Origin of the sequence: Pseudothauera rhizosphaerae, assembly GCF_004801305.1 — a bacterium.
Taxonomy (GTDB): domain Bacteria; phylum Pseudomonadota; class Gammaproteobacteria; order Burkholderiales; family Rhodocyclaceae; genus Pseudothauera; species Pseudothauera rhizosphaerae.
Genome location: NZ_SSOD01000002.1, coordinates 1 through 26,223, shown reverse-complemented (window position 1 = coordinate 26,223; position 26,223 = coordinate 1). Strand labels below are relative to the sequence as shown.

Sequence of the window (26,223 nt, the reverse complement as noted above, 5' to 3'; positions counted from 1 at the left end):
AGCCGGGGCTCATCGTTCGCCGAGCCGCTTGGCGAACGAAACGGCGTAGGCCGGCGAACGGAATCTCAGCACGGGATCGTCGGTCGGCGCAATGCCGTCGGCCATGACCAGGGGGTCGAAGTTGATCGGCTCGCATTCTCCCCCCTTCTGCGGCGAAGCCGTCGCGATGGTCAGGGTTCCGGCCTTGAACTGCTTCCGTTCGGCGGGCCACTGCACGGTCGGATCGTCCTGAACGTCGCCGGGCTGGCCGATCGACACCATCATGTCCCAACGGACCGGTCCGCGGGCCGTCCGCTCGATCAAGGCCCGTTCCAGAAAGTCCGGGGCAGCGGTCTTCAGTTCATCCTCGGTCAGTCGCGTTTCGCCGTCCTGGGGAACGAACTTCCAGCGCACCAGCGTAACCCCGTCCTTCCCGTCGACGAACTTGAAGGTGTGGATGCCCCAGAAGGCGCTGGAGGCATAGCTGGCCGGGGGCGCATTGTGGGCGAAGTACTCCGCCTGGGCCCGGTGGTCCGGATGGGAAGCCTTGAAGGCTTCGATCCTGCCGGGGTCGGGCCGCCCCGTGGCCGGGTCGGGGCGCAGGGCGAGCATCATGTCGCGAAAGGTGGCAGGAGACGCGGCGCCGAACACCGGGGTGTTCAGCATCGTGATGTGGTGCAACTGGCCCTGCGGAAGTCTGAACTCCAGGGCCATCCCGCGCCCGCTGCGGGCCGTATCGGGCGCCTTGGGGTTGCCCCCGGCAAGGGAAAAGCGGGCCACGACCGGGATGGGCCGGCCGCTGAACAGGGGCGAACGGGAATGCCGGGCGGCTTCCGCCGTGCCGACGAACTCCCCGCCGGCGCACATGCCCTTGGTATGGTTCCGGCGCTGCCCGTGGGTTGCGCCGAAGGCGCCTTCGATCGCCTCCACCACTTCGGATGCCGTGACCTCCGGCGGCTGGGCCATGGCGGGCGCCGCGGCCGCGGCCAGGCATCCGGTACAAGCGAGAGACAGAATTTTGCGTTTCATGAAGAATCCTTCGCGGTCTGGGAACGGAAAGGAGGGGCCGGGATTCGATGCGATGGCCGAATGGCAAGGCTACCGAGTCTTTCCGGCCCCTCTCCCCGGTTAACGAGCGGGACACGCGATTTATTCCACCGCAGCAAAAATATCGCGGCGGCGCGGGCTCAGCAGGGTCTTTCCCCCGCATGCGGCCCGCCGCCTTCCGGCGGTTCGGCGCAACCGTCCCGGCCATCCTGCCGCGGTCCGGTCAGCACCGGCCAGGCGTGCCACAGATAGGCGGCGAACGCCCCGGCCCACAACAGCCCGGATGCAGTCAGCAGAAGAGGCGCCGAGGACGCCGCCGCCCACGTGCCCGCCCAGGCGCGCAGCAGCGCCGCCGCCGCCAGCGCCGCGGCGGCGGCCGGCAGCCACGGGCGCCGGTCCAGCCACAGGCCGGCATGGATGCGCCCCACCATGGCCATGATGGCGAAGATCGACAGCGCCACCGCGCCGGCCGCCAGCAGATGCCGGCCCGCCGAGGGCGCCAGCGGCGCCCCCAGCCAGGCCGCGCCCAGCAGCCCGTAGCCCAGGGCGATCAGCCAGTAGCTCGCGTACAGCATCAGCGCCCAGCGCGTGAACAGCGGGCGGCCCACGTGCCAGTCGTTGAGCAGGTTCAGCATGGCGGTGGCGGCGGCCAGCGCCGTCCAGCCGGTGACGACGTCGTCGCCCAGGGCGAACTCCACCGCGGTGCACATGCCGATGGCGAAGATCGCCAGATGGCGGCGCGGCGGCCGCGCCAGGTAAACCGCCCGGGCGGCCGGCGCGCCGGGGCGGCCGGCCTCCATGTAGCCGTTCACCACGCTCATGGACACCCGGCTGGTGGCGATCACGATCAGCATCGCCAGCACCCCGATCGCCGCGTGCAGCCAGGCCAGCGCATCGCCCTCCCGGGCCAGCGCGGCGAAGAAGCCCGCCTGCAGCAGGGCCAGCGCGCCCATGGTCCAGGCGAATCCCAGGTGGGCGCGCTCGGGGTCGCGCCACACGGGCGGTGCGATGCGGGCCAGCAGCAGCGCCCACAGCGCCAGGCTGCCCAGTGCCGCCGGCCACATGCCCAGTGGCGCCGGCCACCAGCCTGCCAGGGCGTAGGCCAGCCGCGCTGCCAGCCACAGCAGCGCCAGGCGGGCCAGCGGCCGCGGGGGGATGGGCGCGGTCCGGGTGAACTCGGGTATTGCCGTCAGCGTGAAGCCGGCGACGGCCGCCGCGGCGAAGCCGAAGACCAGTTCGTGGGCATGCCACAGCACAATGCCGCCCGGCGGCTGCCACGCCGGCAGCCGGCCCCCCAGCGCCAGCAGCCAGAGCGCCATGAACAGCACGGCGCCGCCGGCCGCGAGCACGAAGAACGGCCGGAACCCGCACATGAACACCGGCCGCCCCCTCAATGTGGTGCGCCGGGCGCCGTCGGGCCGGGCACTCATACCACGCATCCCCCATGGCGGGCGTGCTCGTGCAGCGGCGGCGGCAACTCGCCCTGCGCGAGCCCGAAGCCGATGCGCACCTCCTCGGCCTGCATCAGTTCGGCGGTGGTCCGGTACACCCAGGCGTCGGTGCGTTCCTCCCGCGCCAGTTCCAGCACGAACTCCCGCACCAGGCGCCCCGGCGCGGGCACCATCATGATGATGCGGTCGGCCAGTCGCACCGCCTCCATCAGGTCGTGGGTGATCATCAGCACCGCCGTGCCGCGCCGCGCCACCTGCTCGCGCAGCAGGCCGTAAAGCTCCGCCTTCAGGCCCACGTCGAGGGCCGAAAAAGGCTCGTCCAGCAACAGCAGGTCGGGCGAGAGCACCAGTGCCCGCGCCAGCGACACCCGGCTCTGCATGCCGCCGGACAGCTCGTGGGGATACTTCGCCAGGTCTTCCTCCCCCAGCCCCATGCGCAGGCCCAGGGCGGCGGCCTGCCGGCGGCGCGCCGCCTTCGGCACGCCCAGCGCCTTCAGGCCCAGCGCGATGTTGTCCAGCGCAGTCTTCCACGGCATCAGGCACGGCTCCTGGAACACGCAGCCGATGCCGCGGAAGGTGGAACTGATCACCGCCTCCGACGGCCGCAGCAGGCCGGCCACCACGTGCAGCAGCGTGCTCTTGCCGCAGCCGGAAGGGCCGACCAGCGCCAGCGTCTCGCCCGCGTACAGGTCGAAGCCCACGTCCGCCAGCACCTCGGTGAGGCCGTAGCGGTGGTACAGGTGGCGGATGTGCAGCGCGTTCATGCCGCGGGCCCCGAGCGCCAGCGCTCCACCCGGCGCTTGAGGGGTTCCAGCAGCAGGTATTCCACCCCCAGCAGCAGGCCCAGCACCGCCACGATCCAGCCCAGCGAGGTGGCCGTGTCGAGCTGGGAGCGGGATACCGCCAGCGCCGCGCCCACGCCGTCCGCGGTGGTCAGCAGTTCCGCCATCACCACCACCTTCCACGAAGTGCCGAGAGCGGTGATCCAGGACGGGAACAGATAGGACGCCACGTGCGGCAGATAGAGATCGGTGAGCAGCATGTGCCAGGGCAGGCGGTAGGCGCGCGCCACGTTGCGGAGCCGGTTGTCCAGCGTGCGCGCGCCCTGCATCGCCCCGGCGAAGACGATGGGAAAGCAGGCCACCAGCACCGTGAACACCGGCGTGGCGTCGCCCATGCCGAACCACAGCATCGCCAGCACCAGCCAGGCGATGGGCGGCATGCCCAGCAGCAGCGTCACCAGCGGCCGCGACACCATGGCCGTGGTGAGCGAACGCCCGGCCAGCAGCCCCAGCGTGCTGCCCGCCGCCAGGGCCAGGCCCAGGCCGTACAGGGTACGGCGGGCGGAAATCGCCAGTTCCGGCACCGCCAGCCCGCTGTCGAACATCTCCGCCAGCCGCCGCAGGGTCGCCACCGGGCCGGGCAGCACCAGATCCCCGTGGATGCGCGCGCCGTACTCCCACAGCGCGCAGAACATCAGCACGCTGGTCACCGCCCCCCAGCCGCTCCACAGATAGCCCAGCGTTGCCGCCAGCGCGCCGCGCAGGCGCGTCAGCACCTTCATGGAGCCGGCGCCGCCCCGTGGAGGTCCGCAGCGGGCAGCCCCGCCTGCGGCAACACGGGTGCGGCATGGCGTCTCCAGATGCGGGGAGGAGGGGGGTGCATGGCGAACTCCTGTTACGCGGCGCCGGTGCGGCGGCGGGCCTGAGCGGACGAAAACGGACAAATTCCCACGCCCGTTCCCCGACGTCCAATGACAAAAATCATCGATGGCGAGCAGGGCAGAAGAAGATATCTCCAATCGAGAATGATTCTCAAGGAGATGACAATTGTCATTACTGTTTACCCAAAGCAGGCCCCAGCATACGCCTCGTCCGCTCCCCGTGCGGCCGGCCTTGCCCGCCAGACGGCGCCAAAGGAAACGCAAGACCGGCACGGGGCCCGGTTCACCCGTTCGACGAGGAAACGCCCTTCATGCAAGTCAAGCCCCAGCCGGCCAAGCTGGCCCTCCTGATATCCGCCCTGTTCATGCTGAATCCACCGCTCCATGCGCAACCCACAGAGCAGGATGTTCCTGCGGCGGCCGAGTCCGCTGATGGCAGGCAGCCGGAGGCCGCGGAACTGTCGCCGGTGGTGGTCACTGGCCAGCGTACCCGGGACGAGGCCGGCCACGACGCCGTCTACGAAAAGGACATCTCCAATGTCTATGTCGATCGCCAGTACATGGAACGCTACCGCGGCGTTTCGGTGGGCGATGCGCTCGCCGGCATGAACGGGGTCTACAACACCGACAACCGCAACGGCGCCGCGCTCTTCCCCAACATCCGCGGCCTGTCGGGCAACGGCCGCATTCCGGTCACGGTGGATGGCACCGTGCAGTCCATCGACGTGTGGATGGGGCGGCAGGGCATCAACAACCGCAACTACGTGGACCCCAACCTGTTCCGCAGCATCGAGGTGGAAAAAGGCCCGTCCATGACGCGCGGCCTCAAGAGCGGCATCGGCGGTTCGGTCAACATCCGCACCATAGACGCCGAGGACATCATCGGCGAAGGCAAGAACTGGGGGCTGGAACTGAAGCTGGGTACCGCCAGCAATTCCATCAAAGACTCCACCGATGCCCACAGCCTGGCCGGCAAGGATTACCGCGACATCCCCGGTGCCGTCACCGCGGCGCCGCTCGGCACCCCCGGTCTGTTGTTCATTGAACCGCAGGACAAGCGGCGCAGCCGCAACGACACCCGCCTGTTCAACATGGACGACCGCAAGCTGTTTCTCTCCGGCGCCTACAGGCACGACGTCTTCGACGTGCTGGCGGCCTACAGCAACACCCGTCGGGGCAATTACTTCGCGGGCAAGAAAGGGGCCAGCGACTATATGCAGAACGAGCGTACCAATCCCACCATTCTCAACAGCACCAAGGGCATGTATCCCAACATCGCCCGCCTGTTCGCGCCCGGCTGGGAAGTGCCCTATACCAGCACCGAACTGGAAAGCCTACTGCTCAAGACCAACTGGAAGCTGCCCGACGGCCAGAAGCTCAGCTTCAGCTATACCCGCAACGACCTGAATTTCGCCGAACTGCCTTCCTCCATCACGGGGGACTACATCTACCGGCTGGATGGGAATCAGTATCTCGACCAGGGCAAGGACACCATCCAGTATCCCTTCCCGCTCACCACGGTCGACCAGGATATCTACCGGCTGGGCTACCAGTGGAAGCCAGCCGATTCGCGCTGGATCGATCTGGATGTCGGGCTGTGGCAGACCGACAGCAGGAGCCGGCGCTATCAGAACGGCGACTACACCTACCAGATGAAGGCAGCTGACTGGACTTGGGACGACTGGACTTGGTGCAACTATGGCAATGCATCCGGTTGCCGAAACCCTGCGCTGATCGGCACGCCGGAACCCGTCAAGGGGCCGAATACCGACGACCAGTACACGGTATTCATCGGCAACGAAATCCAGACCCGCTCCACCCGCAGCGGGGTGGACCTCAGCAACCGCTTCCGCTTCTCCGACCGCCTGGCGCTGACCGCCACCGCCGACTGGCAGTACGAACGGCAGAAGGACCACACGCCGGTGGAAACCTCGGTCATGGGCATGGGCATCGCGCCCTCCAAGTTCGGCCCGGCCTCCGGGCGGCGGCAGGAATACGGCGCCGGCGCCGTGGCCGAATGGCGGGCCACCGACCGGCTGCAACTGAGCGCCGGCACCCGCTATGGTGCCTACTGGGCGTACGACGACGAACTGGACAGCCGCCGCGCCGAGCGCGCCGAACTGTGGAAAAGCACCGCGGTGAATACGCACCAGCAGTTGAAATACCGGCGCCTGGTGAGCGATGACGAGATGGCGACCATGGCCGGCATCACGAATTTACAGGCTGATGCGCAGACAGCCTTTTTTGCGTGGATGATGGCTGGCGGGGGATTGGGAGTGGACCCCGCTACAGGGGAATTGATTTTCACCGGCGTTACTTCAGGTCCCATCTTCGATGCAATGCGGGCCACTGCAGCCGCTGCTGGGGCTGCGTCGGAAGCGTTCAACGACTACAAGACCGCCAACAACATCACCGATCCCTGGGTAGATAGCAGCACCGGCCTGCGCTGGTGGCACACCTATGCTGCGGTACCGCTGCAGGACGGCAAGCCGGACAGCGGGCAGAACCCCTTCCACAACGGCAGCATCGATCTCGACGAGACGGTGGAGAACCCGCAGGGGCAGGCCGGAACATTCAATAAATACCAGATTTTTGCGCCCCCGGGTTTCGGGGGCGATTACGTCTCGCAGCCGTCCGCCGATCCGTGGAAGCGCCCGGAAACCCAGCGCGCCCATGCCTGGTCCCACATGCTCGCGGCCTCCTACCTGCTGGGCGAGCGCGCCAGAGTGTATGCGCGCTATTCCAGCATGCCGCGCTTCCCGAGCATTCTCGAGATCGCCAACCGGACCGGCATCGTCGGCGGTGAGTTCCTCTATTCCTCGCCCAAGCCCGAGCGCAACGATGCCTGGGAGGTCGGCTACGCCTACGACCTCGGCGGCCTGCTGCCCCAACTGCGGCGCGCCGACGTCAAGCTGAGCTACTTCCACAACACCATCCGCGACTTCTACGACCGCACCATCAACATGGCGATGATCCAGTTCGACCGCAAGATCATGAGCGGCGTCGAACTGCAGAGCCGCTTCGACACCGGGCGCTTCTACGGCGGCCTGGGCGCCACCTGGCGCGAGCGCCAGGACATGTGCGACAAGGACTACGCCGTGTTCCTCGACCCGCACTACAGCCGCCTGCCGGAATGCATGGAAGGCGGCTTCCCCGGCACCCTGTCCTTCGCCAGCATGCAGCCCAGGTATTCGATCAACCTGGACCTGGGTGCGCGCCTGCTGGAGCACAGGCTGGACCTGGGCGTGCGCCTGCGCTACCACAGCCGCACCGAAAACAAGAAGCTCGAACGCCTGCTGCGGCGCTACAACAGTAGCGAGTCCGGCTACGCCTACCCGCTGAACATCACCACCGGCACCATCCGGCCCTATTACTGGCAGGCGGTGAAGCTCATCGACCTGTACGCCGAATACCGCTTCGACCGCAACACCACGCTGCGCCTGTCGGTGGAGAACCTCACCGACCGCTACTACCTCGACCCGCTGAACCGGGTGGCGGTGCCGGGGCCGGGGCGCACGGTGATGCTGGATGCCGCATTCAGGTTCTGACCATGTTTTTTTGCTGGTTTTTCGTAAAAAACCAGTCTTTTGCTGTTCTCAACCTTTCAAGGAGAAATGGTATGAAAAAGACAGTGATCGCCACCGCCGTGCTGGCCATGGCCGCCTCCGCCCCCGCTATTGCGGCAGCACCCAACGTGCAGGGCGGTTCTTCGAACCCGGCCAACGTCCAGGTCGGGGCTTCCAATTTCCCGGCCAGCGCACCGGCCGGCTTCGCCGGTATCAGCATGCAGAGGGCGGACGGGGCATGGTCCGGCTACGTGAACATCGCCGCCGGGCCGATCAACCAGGTGACCAGCGCGGCGACGGCCAATGCGGCGGGGCCGTTTTATGCCAACCTGCCGGGCACGACCAATCCCATCGCACAGGTCTGGTACAACGACCAGAACACCGTCGCCAACGTCTACAGCCTGCGCCAGGTCACGTATACGCAGGCCGCGCCGTGGCCGCAATTCGGTGGCTTGGTCGTCGGCCAGTTGAAAGGCAACACGCCGGGCAGCGCCGTCTACTTCGGCGAGTGGTCTCCGACCGTGAGCGGCACGCCGAATCAGGGCGACAGCACCGACCTGAACATGGCGAACGCCGGCCGCACCGTGTGGTATGTGGGCGACAACGCCGTGACCAGCATGCCGACGGCGCTGATCAACGCGCAGTACAGCGTGGTGGGCATCCGCCAGACCGGCGTCGGCACCAACCTGCCGCACGCGCCGGAACTGTATACCGGCACCCTGACTGCGAACTACGTCTCGGGCTTCGGGGTGATCAGCGGTTCGATCGTCCGCGGCAGCGACAGCGTGAACTTCGCCGGCACGAACATCAGTTCCAACGGCACCTTCAGCAACGGCAGCAACACCATCAATGGCCGTTTCTACAACGGTACCGCCGCGCTGGCCGGGATCTACACGGGGGGCAGCGGCCCTGCCGATCATGTCGCCTTCGGCGGCAATCGCACGAGTGTCGGTCTGCTCATTCCGTGATGGCGGAACCGGCAACCACATCGCTTTCGGCGGCAGTCGCTCGAATTGAATGCGCCTGAAGTGACGTGAATCTTTGGAGGCCGGTCCGCCGGCCTCCATCTTATTTCACCCCTTGTTCTCCCGGGAATCCCATGCCGCGCCGTTTCGCCGCCGCGCTGGCCGCGCTGCTGCTCGGGCTGGCCGCGCCCGCCGTCCGTGCCGATGACGACGACACCCGCTTTCTGCTGGAGCAGGCGCGCCGCGCCGCCGAGCGCCAGGCCGCGCCGCCGGGCGAATTGATCGCCCCGCCCGGTTCCGTGGTGTACGAAGGGCAGGTCTACGAGGTGCAGACCCGCCTGGAGGATCTGGAGCCGGCCATCTACATCGCCCTCAACACCGGCCAGTGGGCGCGGTTGGAGGAGTTCGTCAGCCGCTACCGCCTGCTGCGCGGGCACCGCCCGGCGCTGGTGGCCATGGCGGAGGCGCTGCTGGCCCGCCACCGGGGCGATTACGCCCTGGCGCTGCGCAGGATGCAGGCGGCCCACGACGCCGACCCCGAGGATGCGCGTATCCGCCTGGAACTGGCGCGGCTGCGCTTCGAGGACAACCAGGATGGCGCCGCCCGTGCGGGCTTTGCCCAGGCCATTGCCGGCGGCCTGCCGGAGCAGGTGCGGATGATGGCGCAGCAATACCTGCTGGTGCTGGACGAGCGCGCCCGCTGGCACGGCAGCGTGGCGCTGGGCCTGGGGTACAACGACAACATCAATCAGGCCAACGGCAATTACAGTTGCCTGATGGAGTTTCTCGGTTTCTGCCTGTTCGAGCGTCGGATGCCCGAGCCGATCGGTTCGAGCATGGTGAATTACGAACTGGCGCTGGGGCGCCGCATCCATCTGGGCGGCCATCACAATCTGCAGGTGCGTCCGGTCGCCTATGGCAGCCATTACCGCCGCGAAGATACGGCAAACAACATGCCGATCAAGGATTACAGCAGCAACACCGCGATGCTGTACCTGGGCTACAACTGGCTGGATGCGCGCGACAGCGTCAGCATTACCCCCTATGTGGAGCACTATTACCGCAACGGGCATACCCAGCACCTGGCGGGTGGGCTGCAACTGGAATGGCGCCATGCGTTCGGCAGCCGCTGGCAGTTCGGCACCAGCCTGGATGCCAAACGCCATGCCAACACCTCGCGGGGCTTGCGCACCGCCGCCGATTTCTCGCAGTACCAGTGGGGCGTTTCCGCCAGCTACGCGCCGCAGGCCAATACCGCCCTTTACGGCGGGGTGGATGCCACCCGCAGGAAGTACGCGGTGGAGCAGGCCAGCAGCAAGGAACTGGCGCTGCGCCTCGGGCTGTACCACGTCTTTCCCGGCAAGGCCGGCGTGTTCGTCAATGCGATGGGCATTCTGCGCGCCAGCCGCAACGATGCGTTCGACGGTTTCCTGGGCGCGCGGCGCCGCGACCGGCAGCAGGTCTACATCGTCAGCACGGGCGTGAATGCCTGGAAGATGGCCGGGCTGGTGCCTGAGCTGAGGCTGCGGCACAGCATCAACCGCAGCAATCTGGACTGGGCCTTCGGTTTCAGGCAGACCGAGGTGAGCCTGCTGCTGCGCCACAATTTCTGACCACGGGGCGCGGCGCGGATGAAGGCCGGGCGTCCCGATCGAAGCGGCTGCGGTAGAATGCCCGCGCATCCGCCCTCCCGTCCCGCACCGCGTTCCCGCACGATGAATATCGAAACCACCCCGGCGCCGCAGGCCGCCGAAGAACCGCAACCCGCCATCGAGCCGCGCACGCTGCTGAAGAAGCTGCAGGAGGTCTCGCCGACCTTCAAGGACTGCCGCCCGCTGGCGATCCGCATCGATGCGGTGATCCACGAGCGCTTCCCGGAATTCAGCCGCAAGGCGCTGCGCTCCGCGCTGCGCCTGCATACGGCGTCCACCCGCTACCTGAAGGCGGTGGAAAAGGGCGGGGCGCGCTTCGACCTGGACGGCCAGCCGGCCGGCGAGGTCACCGAGGAGCAGCGCAGCCATGCCTCGGCCCAGCTCAAGGAACGCTTCGCCAAGGTTGCGCAGCAGCAGCGCGCCCAGCGCGAGGCGGACGAGGCGGAGCGCCGCCGCCAGCAGAAGCTGTCCCAGTTGCTGGACAAGTTCTCCCGCTGAACGTCCCGTCCCGCCGCGGCGGGACGGGTTTCATGCATTCAGGCGTGCGCCGGCGCCGTGCCCGAAGGCCGCTGGCCGGCCGTCTGCCGGTAGCGCGCCATGGCCAGGTCGTCGGCGCGGATGGCCGGTACGCGGCCGGTGACCAGGTCCGCGACCAGGCGCCCCGAACCGCAGGCCATGGTCCAGCCCAGCGTGCCGTGGCCGGTGTTCAGATACAGGCCGGGGATGGGCGTGGCGCCGACGATGGGCGTGCTGTCAGGGGTCATGGGGCGCAGGCCGGTCCAGAATTCCGCGCGCGGCAGATCGCCGCCGCCGGGGAAGAGGTCGCGGGTCACCATCTCCAGCGTGGCGCGGCGGCGCGGGTTCAGCGACAGGTCGAAGCCCGCCAGTTCCGCCATGCCGCCGACGCGGATGCGGTCGTCGAAGCGGGTGATCGCCACCTTGTAGGTTTCGTCCAGCACCGTGGACACCGGCGCCGCGGTGACGTCCACCAGCGGCACGGTGAGCGAATAGCCCTTCACCGGATACACCGGGATGTCCAGCCCGAGCGGTTGCAGGAAGGGGCGTGAATAGCTGCCGAAGGCCAGCACGTAGCGATCCGCGACGAGCCTTTCGTCGCCCACGCGCAGGGCCTGGATGTGTCCGCCGGAGAATTCGAAGCCGTCCACCGCCTGGCCGTAGCGGAACTCCACGCCCAGCCCGGCGGCGAGTTCCGCCAGACGCTGGGTGAACAGGGCGCAGTCGCCGGTCTCGTCGTTGGGCAGGCGCAGCCCGCCGGCCAGCTTGTCGCGCACGCGGGCGAGCGCCGGCTCGGCACCGGCGAGGCCGTCCCGGTCGAGCAGTTCGTAGGGCACGCCGCATTCTTCCAGCACCGCGATGTCCCGCGCGGCGGCGTCCACCTGGGCCTGGGAGCGGAACAACTGCACCGTGCCGAGGGTGCGTTCCTCGTAGCGGATGCCGGTTTCGGCGCGCAGTTCGCGCAGGCAGTCGCGGCTGTATTCGGACAGCCGCATCATGCGTTCCTTGTTCACCGCGTAGGCGCCCGGCGTGCAGTTGCGCAGCATGGCGAGCAGCCAGCGCAACTGGAACAGGCTGCCGTCGGCGCGTACGGCGAGCGGCGCGTGGCGCTGGAACAGCCACTTGAAGGCCTTCAGCGGAATGCCGGGGGCGGCCCACGGCGTGGAGTAGCCCGGCGAGACCTGGCCGGCGTTGGCGTAGCTGGTCTCCAGCGCGGGCCCCGGCTGGCGGTCCAGCACGGTGACCCGGGCGCCGGCGCGGGCGAGGTAGTAGGCGGTCGTGGTGCCGATGACGCCGCTGCCGAGAACGATGACGTGCATGTTTGCCTCCGTGGGGCTATGCTGGCCTTGAACAATGAAAGTCTAGAAGGCGATTTGCAGTGATATTCACCTATCGAATGCCATCGGATGGTGAAAATCGCTGAATCCGCCTCCTGTGCCCCGGAGTGGCAGTGAAATGCGCGAACTGGACCGGATCGACCGGAAAATCCTCGACATCCTGCAGAAAAATGCCCGCATCGCCATGACCGAGCTGGCCGAGAAGGTCGGCCTGTCGGCCACGCCGTGTACCGAGCGGGTTCGCCGCCTGGAGCGGGAGGGCGTCATCACCGGCTATCACGCCCACGTGAACCCGCATGCGCTGGGGCGCGGCCTGCTGGTGTTCGTGGAGATCAAGCTCTCCGCCAAGTCCGGCGAGGTGTTCGAGCGGGTCAAGAACGAGATGCGCTACGTGCCCGAGGTCATGGAGTGCCACCTGGTGTCGGGGGATTTCGACTACCTGGTGAAGGCGCGCATCGCCGAGATGGGCGAATACCGCCGGCTGCTCGGCAACATCCTGCTCAAGCTGCCGGCGGCGGCCGAGTCGCGCAGCTACGTGGTGATGGAGGAGATCAAGGAGACGCTGTACCTGCCGACCGAAGGGTAGGAGCGGGCTTGCCCGCGATGCGGCGGTGGTTTCCTCGTAGGCCGCATCGCGGGCAAGCCCGCTCCTACGGGGGCATCGCGGGTTACGGGGCGCTCACAGCACCAGCAGGCGGTCGCGCAGTTCGCGGGCGCGGGCGAGCGCCTCGCGCGCCTCGTCGCAGCGGATGCGCACCGGCAGCACCACCAGGTGGCGGCGGTCGCGGCCGCTCACTTCCATGAAGCGCACGTCCACCGCGTCGCTGCCCGCGGTCATGCCGTCGCCGGCCATGGCGCCGCGGCGGTCCACCTGCACCTCCACGGGATCGATGCGCAGGGCCAGTTCGGGCTGCATCAGGAAGTCCGCCAGCGTCTGCAGCAACTGGCCGGGCAGCAGCGCGCCGGCCTGATGGTGCAGCCGTTCGTCCAGTTCGGCGATGCGCCGGGTCAGGTGCTCCGCGTCCGCCCGCCCGCGCCGGCTCTGCATGCGGACCTTTTCCAGTTCGCGCTCCACCTTCAGTTGGTTGCGCTCCTCGCGTACCGCGGCGACGTGCTCGGCGAAGGTGCGCAGCAGGCTGTCGAAGGCCGCCGCGCGCAGGCCGGCGCGCGCCGTCGCGTCGTCCGGCGCGGGCCGGACCAGCGTGTGTTCGGAGAAGTACAGCAGGCACTGGGGCACGTCGGTGGCGATCACGCTGCCCTGGCTGGCCACGCCCAGTACCCGCTTGCGCTCGCGGCGGGCGGCCAGCAGCGCGTGGAAGTGCTCGCCCTGCCAGGAGACCGGTTCGCCCAGGTAGTCGCGCAGCGCGGCGCTGCGTCCGATGGTGTCGGCGATGTCGTCGGCCGAGGCGAACAGCGCATGCACCAGAGGATCGGCCGAAAAGGCGTGGCGGCCCACGTCCACCGCCGCCGGCAGAGCGCCGATCAGCTCCGCGCAATGGGCCTGCGCATGCGCCACCGGGCCGGCGAGGCGGCGTTCGAAGTCGCGCTCGGCGGCCTGCGCGCCGCCCACCAGTTCGGTCACGCGGGCGAGGCCCGCGCGTACCTCGACACTCGGCGCGGGAGGGGGGGCGAACCAGGAGGCGAACGCGTTGAGCAGTCTCATCGGGCAGAACGGGCGCAGGGCAACAAGGTCTGGACTTTAGTGCTTGCGCCGCGCAATGCAAGTGCGTATTGCCGCAGCCTACAATCCGGACCATGAACGTCTTCGACATCTTGGCCGAGCAGCGCATCCTCGAAGCGCTGCGGCGCGGCGAGCTGGACGGCCTGCCCGGTGCGGGGCGCCCGCTCGATCTCACGGAGGACCCCTTCGTGCCGCCCGAGCAGCGGATGATGAACCACGTCCTCAGGAACGCCGGCGTGGCGCCCGCCGAGGCGGGCCTGCGGCGGGAAATCGCCGCGCTGCGGGCGCAGATCGCCACCCTGCCGGCGGGCGAGGCGCGCGACGAACTGCGCCGGCGCCTGGCGTGGCTGATCCTGCAACTGGGCGAGCGGCAGCGGGGGTGAACCGGGCGCGGTTACAATGCCGGCCTGTCCCGGTTCCCATCGTCCGTGAGCCCTTGAGCACATCCGACCCGTCCTCCGTCCGCCTGTCCGCCCTCGAAGCGCGCTGGCTCGCCGAAGTGGTGCGCCGCCGCGAGGAGCGCGACGGGCCGCTCGACGACGCCCAGGCCAATGCCGCCGCGCTGGCGGCAGGCGGCGGGCTGGCCGGGCGCATCCTGGTGCGGGCGGACGTGCTCGGCGCGCGGGAGGGCTGGCGCGACGCCATCCTGCGCTGGGGGTCGCGGGCGCGGCTGATGCTGTTCGCCGCGGGCCTGCTCGCGCTCCTCGCCGGGTTCGGCGCGGCGGCGGGGGTGCTGGGCGACGGCAGCCGGCCGGTGAATGTGGTGTGGGCGGTGGGCGGGCTGCTCGGCGTGCATGCCGTGAGCCTGGTGCTGTGGCTGGTGCTGACGCCGCTGGCCGGGCGCGGCCACGGCCTGCATGCGGGCGGGCTGCTGGGGCGCGGGTGGCTGAAGCTCGTCGCGCTGGCCGACCGCAGCGCCGCGGCGGCGGACCTGCCGGCCGCCCTCGGCGGCCTGCTCGGGCGCGGGCGCGCCGCGGCCTGGGGGCTGGGCGCGGTGAGCCACGGCCTGTGGGCGCTGCTGCTGGCCGGGGCCGCCGTGGGCGTGCTGGCGCTGCTCGCCACGCGGCGCTACGGCTTCGTGTGGGAGACCACCATCCTGTCCGCCGAGACCTTCGTCGCCTTCGCCGCCTGGTTCGGCGCGCTGCCCGGCGCCCTCGGCTTTCCGGTGCCGGATGCGGCCACGGTCGCCGCCAGCGGCGAGAGCGCCATGCTGGAGGAGGCCGGGCGGCGGGCCTGGGCCGGCTGGCTGCTGGGCGGCCTGCTGGTCTATGGCCTGCTGCCGCGGGTGGCGCTCGCCGCGCTGTGCGCCTTCGCCTGGCGGCGCGCCACGGCGGCGCTGGCGCTGGACCTCTCCCGGCCGGGCTATGCCCGCCTGCGCTTCCGCCTGCAGCCGGCGAGCGAACGCCTCGGCGTGAGCGACCCGGAGCAGCCCGGCCTGCCGGGTCCGCGGCACCACGCGGTGGCAGCGGTGGCCGACGGCGAGGCGGTGCTGCTCGGGCTGGAACTGGAGGAATCCCTGCCGTGGCCGCCGGCATGCGGCGGCGCCGGCTGGCCGGCGGGGGTGCGCGACGGCGGCCGGCTGGACGGCCGCGCCCAGCGCCAGGCCGCATTGCAGACCCTGGCGCAGCATCCGCCGCGGCGCCTGCTGGTGGTGGTCGATGCACGCCAGACACCGGACCGGGGCAGCCTGGGCTTCATCGCCGAAGTGGCCGACCATGCCGTCGAAACCCGCGTGTGGGCGCCGCACGGCGGGGCGCGCAGCGCGCAGTGGGCGGCGGGGCTGGTGCGCATCGGGCTGGGGGACGACGCCTTCACCGCCGACGGTGGCGCGGCGCGGGCGTGGCTGGGTGGAGAGGAGGGGGGAAGGGTATGAGCGGCATCCTGCGCGTGGCCGTGGTCGGCCATACGAATACCGGCAAGACTTCGCTGCTGCGCACGCTGGCGCGCGACACCGGCTTCGGCGAGGTGTCCGACGCGCCCGGCACTACGCGCCACGTGGAGGGCCTGCGCCTGTACGCGGACGGCAAGCCGGCCGTGGAGCTGTTCGACACGCCGGGCATGGAGGACGCCATCGCCCTGCTGGGACTCATCGAGGGGCTGGCCGCTCCCGGCGAGCGCCTCGACGGCCCGGAGCGGGTGGTGCGCTTTCTCGCCAGCGCACAGGCCGGTGCGCGCTTCGAGCAGGAGGCCAAGGTGCTGCGCCAGATGCTCACCAGCGATGCGGGCCTGTACGTGGTCGATGCGCGCGACGCGGTGCTGGCCAAGCATTGCGACGAGCTGACCATCCTCGCGGCCTGTGCGCGTCCGCTGCTGCCGGTGCTCAACTTCGTCGCCTCGCCCGCGGCGCGCACCGAGGAATGGCGCGCCGCGCTCGCCCGCCTGGGCCTGCACGCGGTGGTGAGCTTCGATACCGTGGCCCCGGCCGGGGACGGCGAGCGGATGCTGTTCGACACCCTGGCCACGCTGCTGCACGGCCGGCGCGCCACGCTCGGCGGGCTGGTCCTGGCGCGTGCCCGCGAAGCGGTCGAACGCCGCGCGGCGGCCCGCCGGCTGATGGCCGAACTGCTGGTGGAACTGGCCGCGCGGCGGGACGTGCTGGCGGAAGAATCGGACGCGGCCCTCGCCGCGGCGATCGAGCGCCTGCGCGCCGCGGTGCGCGAGCGCGAACAGGCCTGTGTGGATGCGCTGCTGCGCCTGTACCGCTTCCGCCCGGACGACGCGCGTGCGGCCGAGCTGCCGCTCACCGACGGGCGCTGGGACGACGATCTCTTCAACCCCGAGACCTTGCGCCAGATGGGCGTGCGCCTGTCCACCGGCGCGGCCGCGGGTGCGGCGGCCGGAGTCGGCATCGATCTCCTCACCGGCGGCCTCACGCTGGGTGCGGCGGCCGCGCTCGGCGCCCTCGCGGGCGGGCTGTGGCAGACCTTCGGCCACTATGGCGAGCGCATCGCCGCCCGGCTGCGCGGGCATCGTGAACTGACCGTGGATGACGCCATCCTGCGCCTGGTCGCACTGCGCCAGCTCCAGTTGCTCGATGCATTGGAAGGGCGCGGCCACGCGGCGCTGACGCCGATCGAGGTCGGCGCCGCCGGGCCGGCGCCCGCGAAGACCGACAAGCGCGCCGCGCGCTGGCGCGCGGGGCCGCTGCCGGGGGTGCTGCAGCGTGCCCGCGCGCACCCGGCATGGGCGCGCGCGGCGGACGAGGGGCGCGAGGCGGCGGTGGAGGAACTGCTCGGCGAATTGGGCTGAGGGGGCTGAGGGGGGCTGAGGGGGCGGCCGTGCCGCCCTCCCCCCGGTGCCGGCCGGCATCCGGGTTACGCTGGTCAGACGATGTCTTGCGGGATTCCCTCCTGGGTGAGCAGGCCGTAGAGGTCGTTGTCGATCCGGAACTGCTGATCCTGCTCGCCGTCCGGATAGTTGCGCGGGTCGGGCCTGCCGCCTTCGCGGATGACTTCCTTTTCCAGGTCGCTCATCAGCGAAATGGCGTCTTCCAGCGAGGAGACTTCCGTCATGTAGCGCTGGTTCTGGTGCTGTTCGATGAATTCCAGGGTGCGCGTGCTCGACAGACCCTTGGCGTGTTCGAGCGTTTCCTTTCCTGGGTTGAAACTGAGGGTCTCCAGGCCGCTGTGGAGGACCACCAGCGTATTGACGCCGGAGTCGTACATGTTGTCCCGATCCTGATTCCTGACCTGGTCGATGTTGGGATTGCCGCTGAATTTGTCGAGGCCGCCTGCGCCCGTGTGTCGGCTCTCCTCGGTGCCGTGCAGCGCCTCGTAGCCTTTGCCGTCTTCGTCGAAGGTCATCAGCAGGGTGCGGGCGCGGGCCTCCTCCAGGTCGCGCCCTTCCAGATCGTCGAAAATGGCCCCGGTCGGCATGTTGCTGCCCACGCCGCCGTCCACCCAGGGTTGCGGCCCCCTGCCGTCGCCGATGTCGTAGATCACGGGGGCGCACACGATGGGCAGGCTCATGGAGATGCGCCCGGCGATGGCGATGGGCATGCCGGGCGTGTTCTCGAAGTTGAAGTACTGCAGGCTCTTGTCCTGGTTGTTGAAGCCGGTGAGGGTGAGTTCCTTGAAGGTGCCCGGGTCGATCTGGTGCAGCAGGTGCAGATCGCCGAAGGTGATCATCTGCGAACTCCGGTCCACGCCCTCGCCGAACTTCTGGTCGCGCAGCAGGCCGAGGCGGGTGATGGAGTCCTCGTCCATCGTCGCCAGTCTTGTCTGGAATTCCAGTGTGTTCCAGTGTTCTTTGAGGTAGTCGGACACCTGGGTGGCGGAGGTCTGGTCCAGCACTTCGATGGCGCCGCCGGCCTTCATGCCGACGAGGCCGGTGTCCACCATGGGATACTGGGTCTTGTCGAGGGGCTGCCACATGAGGGACATGACGTTGGTTTTTTCGGAGAATTCCTGGAATTTCCCGGTGGTCATCCCCGAGGACAGCAGCGTGGCGGTGAGCGCGCCCGCCGAGGAGCCGACCATGTGCTTGACGCCGGCGAGCATGCCGGCCTGCTCGAGCTCCCGCAGGGCGGGCGGATAGGCCAGCCCCTTGCCGCCGCCGCCGCGCAGCACCAGGTTTTCGATCTGGGGGGCCTGGTGGACCAGGTTGAAGCCGCCTCCGGAGCGCGGGAGAAGCTGCGGCCGGATGTCGCCGCCTTGGTCCTTCATGGTGCGGCTCATGAGGGTGAGGTTTTCGAGGGCTTGCTGCGCCTTCTCATTGGCCGATTTGATCACTTCGTTCAGCGTCTTTTCGGTGATCGTGCCGTCGCCGCGCCCGATGGCCTCGTCCCGGGCCTTGCCCAGGCAGCTCTCGACGATGCTGTTCATGGCCTCCTGGGCCCGGCCCAGGAAGACTTCGCGCTGGGATTCGGGGATGGATTCCGAGAGCAGGGAAACCTGTTCGCTGAAATAGCCCTTGAAGGTTTCCTGGGTGTTGATGAACTGGTTGACGGTGGTGGTGCGCGGCGAGAACAGCTCGGTGAATTTCTGCCACAGGCCGCCGCCGCCTTTCTGGCTGCCGTTGTCCACCGTGTCCAGCCATTGGACCGTGGAGTTGGAGACCCCTTGTCCGGAAATGGGCATGTTCATCATTGTTCTCCAGTGGTGGGAGCGGGCGGGACGACCAGGGTCACGCCACCGTTGTGGAAGGACAACTGGCCGACCAGTTCGCGCACGCGGCGGGCCTGGCGCAGCAGGTAGTCGAAACTTTCGGCGAAGCGGGCGGTGTCCAGCCCGGCCAGCGGCGTCTGCCCATGGACGGTGACGAAGTCCCGGCTGTCCAGGCCGCAGACGAAGGGCCGCCCTTCGAGTCCGCTGGCGTTGAGCGTCAGCAGGGCCTTGACCACCAGGTCGCGGCGGGCGTCGGCCAGGCCGGCGATGTCGGCGACGAAGAACTCGGTCAGCACCTGCCGTTCGTCGTGGGAAAGCACCACCTGGGCGCTGACGTCGTCGAAGGCCAGGGCGAAGGAGCGGGTGCTCGAGGGGATGATGCCCGGGTCCAGGGACAGGGCGAAGCGGGCGAAATCCGCGTTGGCGAAAGAGCTTGCGGTGGCGTTCATGGTCAGACCCTCAGCCAGTTGGCGGGCAGTGCGTCCTGTTGGGCGGAATCCCGTGCCGCGGCGGTTTGCGCGGCGGCACCGGGCTCGCGGGCGAGGCCGTCGAGTTCGCGCAGCAGGCGCTCGAAGACCGCTTCGGCCTGGGCCGGGTCGGCGGGCAGGGCGGCGCAATGCACCGCCAGGGACAGGCGGCCGTTGCCGGCCGTGGCGCCGATGACGGCGGTGGTGTGGCGGGCGTCGAAGCTGCGCCGCAGCAGCGCTTCGCGCAGGGCGGCCTGTTCGTCGGGGGCCAGGGTGCCGATGGCGCCGTCCGCACTCAGCACCCAGCCGCCGGTGTGGCCGTTGAAGGCCACGCCCACGCCGCGGCCGTCGGCAAGCCGGGCGTGGAAGGGCGTGCCGTCGGCCAGTTCGGCCGGCAGGGCGTCGAGATGGGCGAGGCCGGCGACGGCTTCGGCAAGGGCGTGCAGTTCAGTCATTTCTCATCGACTCCTGGTGGAATGCGGCTGCGGGCAGGGAGTGTCCATCGTCCTGGCTTCGTCCAGGCGGGTGGCGGGATTGTCGTCGAGGCGTGGCATGCGGTGCTCCGGAATGGCGTGGCGTTCAATGGGTAACGGCGGGCCTGGAAAGGTTCGCGGCGGAAAAGGGCTTCATGCGAGCGATCCCCAGACGCGGGCATCCACCGGAGCCTCGTCCGTGGCGGCCGGTTCCGGCGCGGCGGTGAGGCGTGCCGTCCAGGCTTCGGCGCAATCCACCAGCAGCGCAACGGTGTCCGCGAGATCGATGGCGGCAAGCTGGACATCCGAAACCTGGCGCTGCAGCACCAGGGCGCCGCTGCCGGGGGCCAGGGCGAAGGTGGTGCCGGCCGATTCGCGCCAGGCGAAATGGGCGGTCATCAGCTCGGCCAACTGGCCGGCGTCGGGTATCAGATCGTCCACGCAGATCATCAGGCGCAGGCCGCCCTCGGACGGGTGGTAGCCGATGATGACCAGCCAGCGGCCGTCGTCGATGGAAAGCGTGCACACGCCGTCCTCGTTCAGGGCCAGTTCCCCGATGCCGAGCTGCTGGCCGAGATCGGCGATCCACTGGGTGGCCTGGTTCGTGTCCATGGGGTTCTCCTTGATGGCGCGGCTGACGGGGGATGGGCGACGGCGGGCCGGGCAGAAGCTCGCGAGCCGGGGTCAGGGCCTCACGGGAAGCGGCTGCCGATGGGCGCGCCGATTTCGTATACCTGCCCTCTGAGTTCGCGCAATTCGTCCAGACGCTGCCTGTCCGGTTCGCCGAGCGCTTCCGGTTTCTCCCTTTCCCGTTTCTCCAGTTCTTCCAGCTCGCCGAGTTTGTCCACGTCGTGGGTGGAGATGAACCGGATCAGGTCGCGCACTTCGTCGCTGCCCACCCCCGGATCGAGGAACAGGCTGCTTTCCAGCACGCGGCCCAGGTCGGGGCGCTGGTTCGGGTCCGGGTGCGCCAACTGGTTGATCAGGCGGTCGAGGGAGGTGTCGCCCATCTCCGGGGGCAGGGTTTCGCCGTCCAGGGCCGTGGTCATGTCCTGGCCGAGGAGGGATCTGTCCTGGCCGGGGCGCAGGCGGGACCCGGGATCGTTGCCGAAATTCTGGATATTCTGCTGCATGATCATCGGCCACCCGTCGAAGAAGGAGCGGCCGCCGAAGAACAGTTCGTAGGCGCTGGTGCCGAGCGCCCAGATATCCACCTTGCCATCGACCATGCCGTTCCGGTCGCCGAATCGTTCCGGCGCCGAATGGTTGACCGTTCCGCCGGGAATGTCCTCCACCGTCAGTTTGTTCCCGATGACGCTGAGGCCGAAGTCGCCCACTTTCACCACGCCTCTGCCGTCGATCAGGAAGTTCTGCGGCTTGACGTCGAAATGCAGCATGCCGGAGCGTTCCTGGACGAGGCGCATGCTTTCGACCATGTCGCGCAGCAGGGTCATGCGCAGCCGGTTGGCGGTCTGCTGGCTGATGGTGTTGTTCTTCACGGCCACGTCGATCTTGCGGCCCAGTCTTGTCAGGTCCCCGCCGGGGGCGAGCTCCATGGCGATGGACACCACGCCGCCGGGGCTGCGCACCGCGCCGGCCAGCTTGACGGTGGCGTCCCCGGCCACGTGCAGGGCGCGGATTTCGTTGCGGATCGACTGGCGTTCCGAGTTCCGGATGCTGCCCTCGTCGCCGTTCAATTCCCCCATCATCGTCTTGACGGCGATGCTGGAGCCGGAGCCGTCCTGGGCCTTGAACAGATAGACCGTGCCGAAGCCGCCGCTGCCGAGTTTGCCGTTATGCTTGCCTCCGCTGGGATCCAGCACATAGGTCGTGCCGTTCAGGATGATTGTGTCATTGTCCACCACCCGGTTCTGCGGCATGTGGGAGACCCCGTGCTCGCAGGCCTTCCTCAGCAGGGCGATGTTGCGGTCGTTTTCCTCCAGGCCCAGGGCCTGCAGGAATTCCCGGACGAGACCGTTGCCCTCGCTGGAGAGGAGCCGCAAGGGAATCGTCGGGTCGTTCGCCTGCCCCAGGTCGCGGGCGATCAGCTCGCCCAGCGTGGTCGCCAACTCGTCGTCCGGCTTGCCGCCGTTCTTGCCCAGCGCCTCCTTCATGGAATCCAAGAGCCCCGGGCCGAACATCTTCAGGTCGGGTTCGGCCAGATCGTTGATCTGGCGCGGCAGGGGCTGGATGGTGTCATGCTGGACCTGGTTGTTGCTGCCTACCAGGGGCATCGAACCATTGATGGGCTTGTTGCCCAGCATCACCTCGTCCCGCTCCCTGTCGCGCACGATTTCCTTCGTGTCGGGCGCGGAACCGTCCCGCATGGGGTCTTCGCTCTTCTTCAGCGTGCCCCGGTCGAAGTTGCGGATTTCGTCGTTCAGGGACGTCTTCTGTTCCTGCAGGCGCTTGGCTTCCCCTGCTACCTGCAGGATCGTTTCGCCCGTGAGGCGGACGCCGGACCTGTCGAGGCCGGCCTTTTCCATGGCCTTTTCGGCGACGAACTTGCCGTATTCCTCCACCAGCGCGCCGGTGAAATCCTTGATGGCCTGTTCCTGGCGCTGGGCGCGGGTCGGGTCGGGGCGCAGGATGCCGAGCTTCTCGCCGATGTGGGTGACGAAGCCCGCCAGGCGCTGGCCCAGCGAACCCTTGTTGATGAGGCGGTTCTCGTCCTGGCGCGAGGAGCGCACCTCGCCGTCGCCGCTCTGGCGGGCCACATGGACGAACTGGTCGAGGCGGTTGTTGGTGATGGGCGGCATGGTGTGCTTCCGTGAAAGTGGCTCGGCCCCTGGAATGCGGCTCCCGGGTGTCGCAGGCACGGCGTCTCGCGGCCGTCCTTCAGCGGTCGGTAACGTGGGACCGCCGAAAGGTTCGCCCCGGATCATCGCGTGAATGACACGAAAGGCATAGTCTCTGAACAGAGACCGGGCGCAAGAAAAACGCCGCTCCGGGGAGCGGCGTGGTGGGGGAAGACGGGCTGTCCGGTCCGGACAGCCTTCGAATCGCGTCCGGAGCGGGTTACAGATCGAGAGACTGCCGTCTCCCGAAGGCCGGGGGCGCTTCGAAGGAGCTCAGGTGCTCGCTATTCAGCCTCTGCTTGATCTGCTCGATCTGGGTGCGCTCCAGTTCCCGGCCCTGCTCGCCGATGCGCTCCCGAAAGGAGTCCTGATCTCCATCGGGCACCGAGAAGAACTTCTCGGGCGACTTCGCCAGCCCTCCCAGCAGTCTTGAGTAGCCGTCGCGCAGATCCTTGGGGTTGTCCGGGTTGAAGAGCTTGGGGTCTTGCACGGCGATGGCGGTGATGAACAGGCCCCCCAGCACTTCGGCGGGCGTGTGGTACTGGCCCGACTGCATGAAGAAGGAGATGCTGGTGAAGAGTTCCCGCGTCATGTCGGGCAGGTCGGTGCGGTTACCCCGGGCGTATTCGAGCAGCGGCGTCAGGTGTTCGCGGAGCAATTGCGGCCCCATCTGGCAGCGCAGGGCCAGGCCGATGTCCGTGGTCGTGCCCGAAATGCTGCACAGGGTGCGCAGTTCGTGGGAATGGATCAGGTTCGCGATGGACAGGTCCTGCGCGACGTCGCCCAGGGTGTGTTCGCGGCCCTGCTTGTCCTTGATCGTGGTCTTGGCGATTTCGTCCTTCATGGCCTGGATGCCGGTCTTGATCTCCTCGCTGCGCTGGCCTTCGGGCTGCTGGATCAGCGTCTTCACGTGGTCGGTGAAGGTCTTGAGCAGGGCCTTGTCCTCGTCCGTGTCGGTCTGCAGCCCGGACAGCAGTTCCAGCGGATCCTCGATGCCCTCGCGCATGCGGGTGGGCAGGGTGTATTCGCGCTGCACGGTGATGGGGCGCATGCCGTGGCCCAGCAGATCCGTGTCCTTGATCAGTTGGACGAACTCGTCGACCTTGTCGCGGGACGTGCCGGTCACCAGATTGCCGACCCGGTCCAGCGCCTCGTCGTCCAGCTTGCCGTCGGGCAGGTCCATGCAGTTGTTGACGGGGGCGCTGCGGTTGGAGAGATCGCGGGAAAATCCGTCGAAGGCTTTCTTGGCGTTACTGCTTACGGACGGGCCGAGAGCAAAGCGCCCCCGCGCACCGGAAATCTCTTCGCCGTCCCGGGTCAGGCTCGCCCCCACCCGCGCGCCCACCAGGGTTTTCAGGCGGTCCCATTCGCCGTCGTCGATGTCGGGCGGACGCAGGGGCTCCAGGGTCTTGCCGATGGCGTCCTGCATGCCTTTGACGACTTCCGCATTCTTCAGCTCCATCAGCAGGGGGGACTGGCGCAACTGATCCTTGAACTTCACGAACTCGTCCTTATCCCCTTGCCCGGAGAGGAAAACGCCCCTCTCCTGCAGCATGCCCAGCAACTCGTCGCGGCAGCCCTGGTCCAGGCGGCCTTCGTAGACGATGTCGTTCAGCACCTGGCCCAGGGTGCCATGGACCTGGAGGGAGCGCAGATCCTGCTGATGCACGTTGGTGGTCTCTTTGTCCAGGTACTCCCCGGCATGCACCTCGAAGTAGTTCAGCATGGCCAGCAGGTTGGCCTGGGCCGTCTGGTTGTCCGGGTGGTTCAGGGATTCCCCGACCTTGAAACCCGTCTTCGTCCAGGCCGGATCCCAGGGAGGCAGGGTGCCTTTCCCGTCGAAGCGGCCGATGCCGGCGATGCCGGGCGAGAAACCCTTGTTCATCAGCCCCATGACCTCCTTGAGCACCGCCATCTGTTCCTTGGTGGTGGCCTTGGCCGCATACTCCCGCAGGGTTCCGAACAGGTTCCTGGCCCGCTGGGCCGTATCCGGCTGCAGCGTGTGCAGCGTACTGGTTTCCTTCGCGGCCTGGGCCAGCACCATGGCCGACGAATTGCCGAAGGCGGTGCGCAGCGCCCCCTGGGAGGAGGAGGTTTTTTCGCTCTGGGGCGTGGTGAGGTCGCGCCCCGGCTCGTATACGCGGTGCAGTTCGCCCTTGAAGAGGGGCTCCAGCACCTTGGCCTTGAAGTCGAAAACCTGGATGTCGGTGAGATTGTTCTCCTGCAGATATTTCACGATCTGCTTTTCGAGTTTTTCGACGGCTCTCGCCTTTTCCTCGGGGCTCAGCTTCGCGGTCAGTTCGTCGAACTTCCGCAGTTCGTCCTTGACGGCCTGCCATGCGCCCTGTTTGCAGGGGCTGGCCAGTAGCTTGCCGAAGTCGTCGATGGGCTTGCCGGTGCCCAGGCGCATCAGGGCGACGCCCAGACGCTCGTCCGTGGACATGATCTCGTTGCGCTTGGGGATCGACTGGTTGAGGATGGCGATCTGTGTAGACGACAGGGGATTGCCCTTCACCAGGTGCCCGGACAGGGCCCGCTGCACCTGCTTTGCCGACGACAGCCCGAAGCGCTGGGCGACTTGGCCGATGTATTCGCGCACGGCCTCCCGGTTGGCGTGCTTCTGAGCGGGGCTGCGGGTGAGCGCGTTCCACATGCGCCCCAGAAAGCCGCTGACGCCGCCTTCCTGTTTCGTGGACTGAATCTTTCCATCCTGGTAGTGGTAGTCGACGTTCGGGGCGCCGACGCCGATGCTCGTCAGATTGGGCATGGAGGTCTCCGATGGGCGGTTTTCAGGCGCGGATCATCGTGGCCAGCGCATCGGCCGGCTCGGCCGCGGGGGCCTGCGCCCTGCCATCCAGGCGGGTGTTCCAGAACTCCGCCGCGACCACGAACTTCTCCACCAGTTGGGCCAGTTTCACGGAGTCCAGCACCTGCAGAGCCCATTCCCGCGTGAGCACGACGTCGCCGCTGGCGGCGTTGTAGCCCAGCGTGGCGCCGTTGGTCGCGCTCCAGTAGTAGTTGGCCTCGCACAGTTCCTGGAATTGCTGCGGCCATTGGTCTGCGCCCAGGTTGCCCACGGTGCACTCGAGGATGAGGCTGTCGTTCTCGGGCTCTTCCAGCAGGCCGATCTCCAGTTGGCCGACCTGCAGGTAGAACGCGCCGTCGAGTTCGCCGGCGGGGGCGGCCAGGCCGAGATGGACGCACAGCGCCGTGACGAGGTTTTCAAACATGTGCAATGTCTCCTTGAACTGTTGCGCGGAAGAAAGGGGCCGGTTCCTGGAATGCCTGTCGCCGGGGGCCGCGATCGCGGCATGCTGCAACGGTCTTCAGGCGGTGGATAGCACCGGGGCATCGAAAGGTTCGCCCGCAATCATCGCGCGAATGTCATGAAATGCCTAGGGAATCGCTGATTTATTCCTCCGCCGGCGCCCCGGCACAGAGATGCGCTTGAGATAATGGAGGCTGTGTTCGAATGACAGGACGTGGGCCGATGCAATCGAGCTTTTCCGAGTTGGAGTACGCC

At 68.3% G+C, this 26,223-nt stretch carries 21 protein-coding genes; 8 read left to right on the top strand and 13 right to left on the bottom strand.

Annotated features, from left to right (window positions below):
• Positions 1-9 precede the first annotated feature (9 nt).
• The 4 genes from E6O51_RS02035 to E6O51_RS02020 all read right to left on the bottom strand — a co-directional run bounded on the left by E6O51_RS02035 (position 10) and on the right by E6O51_RS02020 (position 4,032).
• Entirely contained in the window at positions 10-945 is a 936-nt protein-coding gene (locus tag E6O51_RS02035) for a catalase family peroxidase (RefSeq protein WP_211091301.1), read from the bottom strand.
• A 221-nt stretch (positions 946-1,166) separates the two neighbouring features.
• Positions 1,167-2,456: an NnrS family protein gene (locus E6O51_RS02030; protein WP_136383317.1), complete on the bottom strand. Its 1,290-nt coding sequence runs from the start codon at positions 2,454-2,456 to the stop codon at positions 1,167-1,169.
• Positions 2,453-3,241, bottom strand: coding sequence for an ABC transporter ATP-binding protein (locus E6O51_RS02025; protein WP_136383316.1), 789 nt, complete (start codon positions 3,239-3,241; stop codon positions 2,453-2,455). Before E6O51_RS02025 ends, E6O51_RS02030 begins: the two co-directional genes overlap by 4 nt.
• Positions 3,238-4,032, bottom strand: a complete 795-nt coding sequence (locus E6O51_RS02020; RefSeq protein WP_408003396.1) for an ABC transporter permease — start codon at positions 4,030-4,032, stop codon at positions 3,238-3,240. Before E6O51_RS02020 ends, E6O51_RS02025 begins: the two co-directional genes overlap by 4 nt.
• A 419-nt stretch (positions 4,033-4,451) precedes the next feature.
• Here E6O51_RS02020 and E6O51_RS02015 point away from each other — a divergent pair, with 419 nt between their 5' ends.
• The 4 genes from E6O51_RS02015 to E6O51_RS02000 all read left to right on the top strand — a co-directional run bounded on the left by E6O51_RS02015 (position 4,452) and on the right by E6O51_RS02000 (position 10,821).
• A complete protein-coding gene (locus tag E6O51_RS02015) occupies positions 4,452-7,688 on the top strand; it encodes a TonB-dependent receptor domain-containing protein (protein WP_168735161.1) in 3,237 nt (1,078 codons plus the stop codon).
• 71 nt (positions 7,689-7,759) lie between these two features.
• Entirely contained in the window at positions 7,760-8,674 is a 915-nt protein-coding gene (locus E6O51_RS02010) for a HupA family protein (RefSeq protein WP_136383313.1), read from the top strand.
• A 131-nt stretch (positions 8,675-8,805) separates the two neighbouring features.
• Positions 8,806-10,284 (top strand): porin family protein, encoded by a 1,479-nt coding sequence (locus E6O51_RS02005; protein WP_136383312.1) that lies wholly within the window; start codon positions 8,806-8,808, stop codon positions 10,282-10,284.
• Positions 10,285-10,386: 102 nt separating this feature from the next.
• The gene (locus tag E6O51_RS02000) at positions 10,387-10,821 is read left to right on the top strand and encodes a ProQ/FINO family protein (RefSeq protein ID WP_136383311.1); all 435 of its coding nucleotides are present in this window, start codon (positions 10,387-10,389) and stop codon (positions 10,819-10,821) included.
• Positions 10,822-10,859: 38 nt separating this feature from the next.
• Here E6O51_RS02000 and E6O51_RS01995 read toward each other — a convergent pair whose 3' ends face one another.
• A complete protein-coding gene (locus E6O51_RS01995) occupies positions 10,860-12,158 on the bottom strand; it encodes a D-amino acid dehydrogenase (protein ID WP_136383310.1) in 1,299 nt (432 codons plus the stop codon).
• Between the two features lie 136 nt (positions 12,159-12,294).
• Here E6O51_RS01995 and E6O51_RS01990 point away from each other — a divergent pair, with 136 nt between their 5' ends.
• On the top strand, positions 12,295-12,762 hold the full coding sequence (locus E6O51_RS01990; RefSeq protein ID WP_136383309.1) for a winged helix-turn-helix transcriptional regulator: 468 nt from the start codon (positions 12,295-12,297) through the stop codon (positions 12,760-12,762).
• Between the two features lie 93 nt (positions 12,763-12,855).
• Here E6O51_RS01990 and E6O51_RS01985 read toward each other — a convergent pair whose 3' ends face one another.
• Positions 12,856-13,839 (bottom strand): hypothetical protein, encoded by a 984-nt coding sequence (locus tag E6O51_RS01985; protein WP_136383308.1) that lies wholly within the window; start codon positions 13,837-13,839, stop codon positions 12,856-12,858.
• Positions 13,840-13,931: 92 nt separating this feature from the next.
• Between E6O51_RS01985 and E6O51_RS01980 the strand changes: the two genes are divergently transcribed.
• From E6O51_RS01980 to E6O51_RS01970, 3 genes are read left to right on the top strand one after another with little or no spacing between them, the layout of a single operon-like run.
• A complete protein-coding gene (locus E6O51_RS01980) occupies positions 13,932-14,240 on the top strand; it encodes a DnaJ family domain-containing protein (RefSeq protein ID WP_136383307.1) in 309 nt (102 codons plus the stop codon).
• A gap of 53 nt (positions 14,241-14,293) precedes the next feature.
• A complete protein-coding gene (locus E6O51_RS01975) occupies positions 14,294-15,730 on the top strand; it encodes a DUF2868 domain-containing protein (RefSeq protein WP_230976672.1) in 1,437 nt (478 codons plus the stop codon).
• Positions 15,727-17,106 carry a GTPase/DUF3482 domain-containing protein gene (locus tag E6O51_RS01970; protein WP_136383306.1) on the top strand — a complete coding sequence of 460 codons (1,380 nt, stop codon included), beginning with the start codon at positions 15,727-15,729 and terminating at the stop codon, positions 17,104-17,106. Before E6O51_RS01975 ends, E6O51_RS01970 begins: the two co-directional genes overlap by 4 nt.
• A 74-nt stretch (positions 17,107-17,180) precedes the next feature.
• Here E6O51_RS01970 and E6O51_RS01965 read toward each other — a convergent pair whose 3' ends face one another.
• The 7 genes from E6O51_RS01965 to E6O51_RS01935 form a co-directional block, all read right to left on the bottom strand.
• On the bottom strand, positions 17,181-18,941 hold the full coding sequence (locus tag E6O51_RS01965; RefSeq protein WP_168735160.1) for a patatin-like phospholipase family protein: 1,761 nt from the start codon (positions 18,939-18,941) through the stop codon (positions 17,181-17,183).
• A complete protein-coding gene (locus E6O51_RS01960; RefSeq protein WP_136383304.1) occupies positions 18,941-19,411 on the bottom strand; it encodes a type III secretion system chaperone in 471 nt (156 codons plus the stop codon). Before E6O51_RS01960 ends, E6O51_RS01965 begins: the two co-directional genes overlap by 1 nt.
• Positions 19,412-19,413: 2 nt before the next feature.
• On the bottom strand, positions 19,414-19,884 hold the full coding sequence (locus tag E6O51_RS01955) for a type III secretion system chaperone (RefSeq protein WP_136383303.1): 471 nt from the start codon (positions 19,882-19,884) through the stop codon (positions 19,414-19,416).
• Positions 19,885-20,055: 171 nt separating this feature from the next.
• Positions 20,056-20,514 carry a type III secretion system chaperone gene (locus tag E6O51_RS01950; protein WP_136383302.1) on the bottom strand — a complete coding sequence of 153 codons (459 nt, stop codon included), beginning with the start codon at positions 20,512-20,514 and terminating at the stop codon, positions 20,056-20,058.
• Between the two features lie 80 nt (positions 20,515-20,594).
• Entirely contained in the window at positions 20,595-22,661 is a 2,067-nt protein-coding gene (locus E6O51_RS01945; RefSeq protein ID WP_136383301.1) for a protein kinase domain-containing protein, read from the bottom strand.
• Positions 22,662-22,920: 259 nt separating this feature from the next.
• Complete coding sequence (locus E6O51_RS01940; RefSeq protein ID WP_136383300.1) at positions 22,921-25,467, bottom strand: hypothetical protein; 2,547 nt, start codon at positions 25,465-25,467, stop codon at positions 22,921-22,923.
• Between the two features lie 22 nt (positions 25,468-25,489).
• Positions 25,490-25,930 (bottom strand): type III secretion system chaperone, encoded by a 441-nt coding sequence (locus E6O51_RS01935; protein WP_136383299.1) that lies wholly within the window; start codon positions 25,928-25,930, stop codon positions 25,490-25,492.
• Between the last annotated feature and the right edge of the window lie 293 nt (positions 25,931-26,223).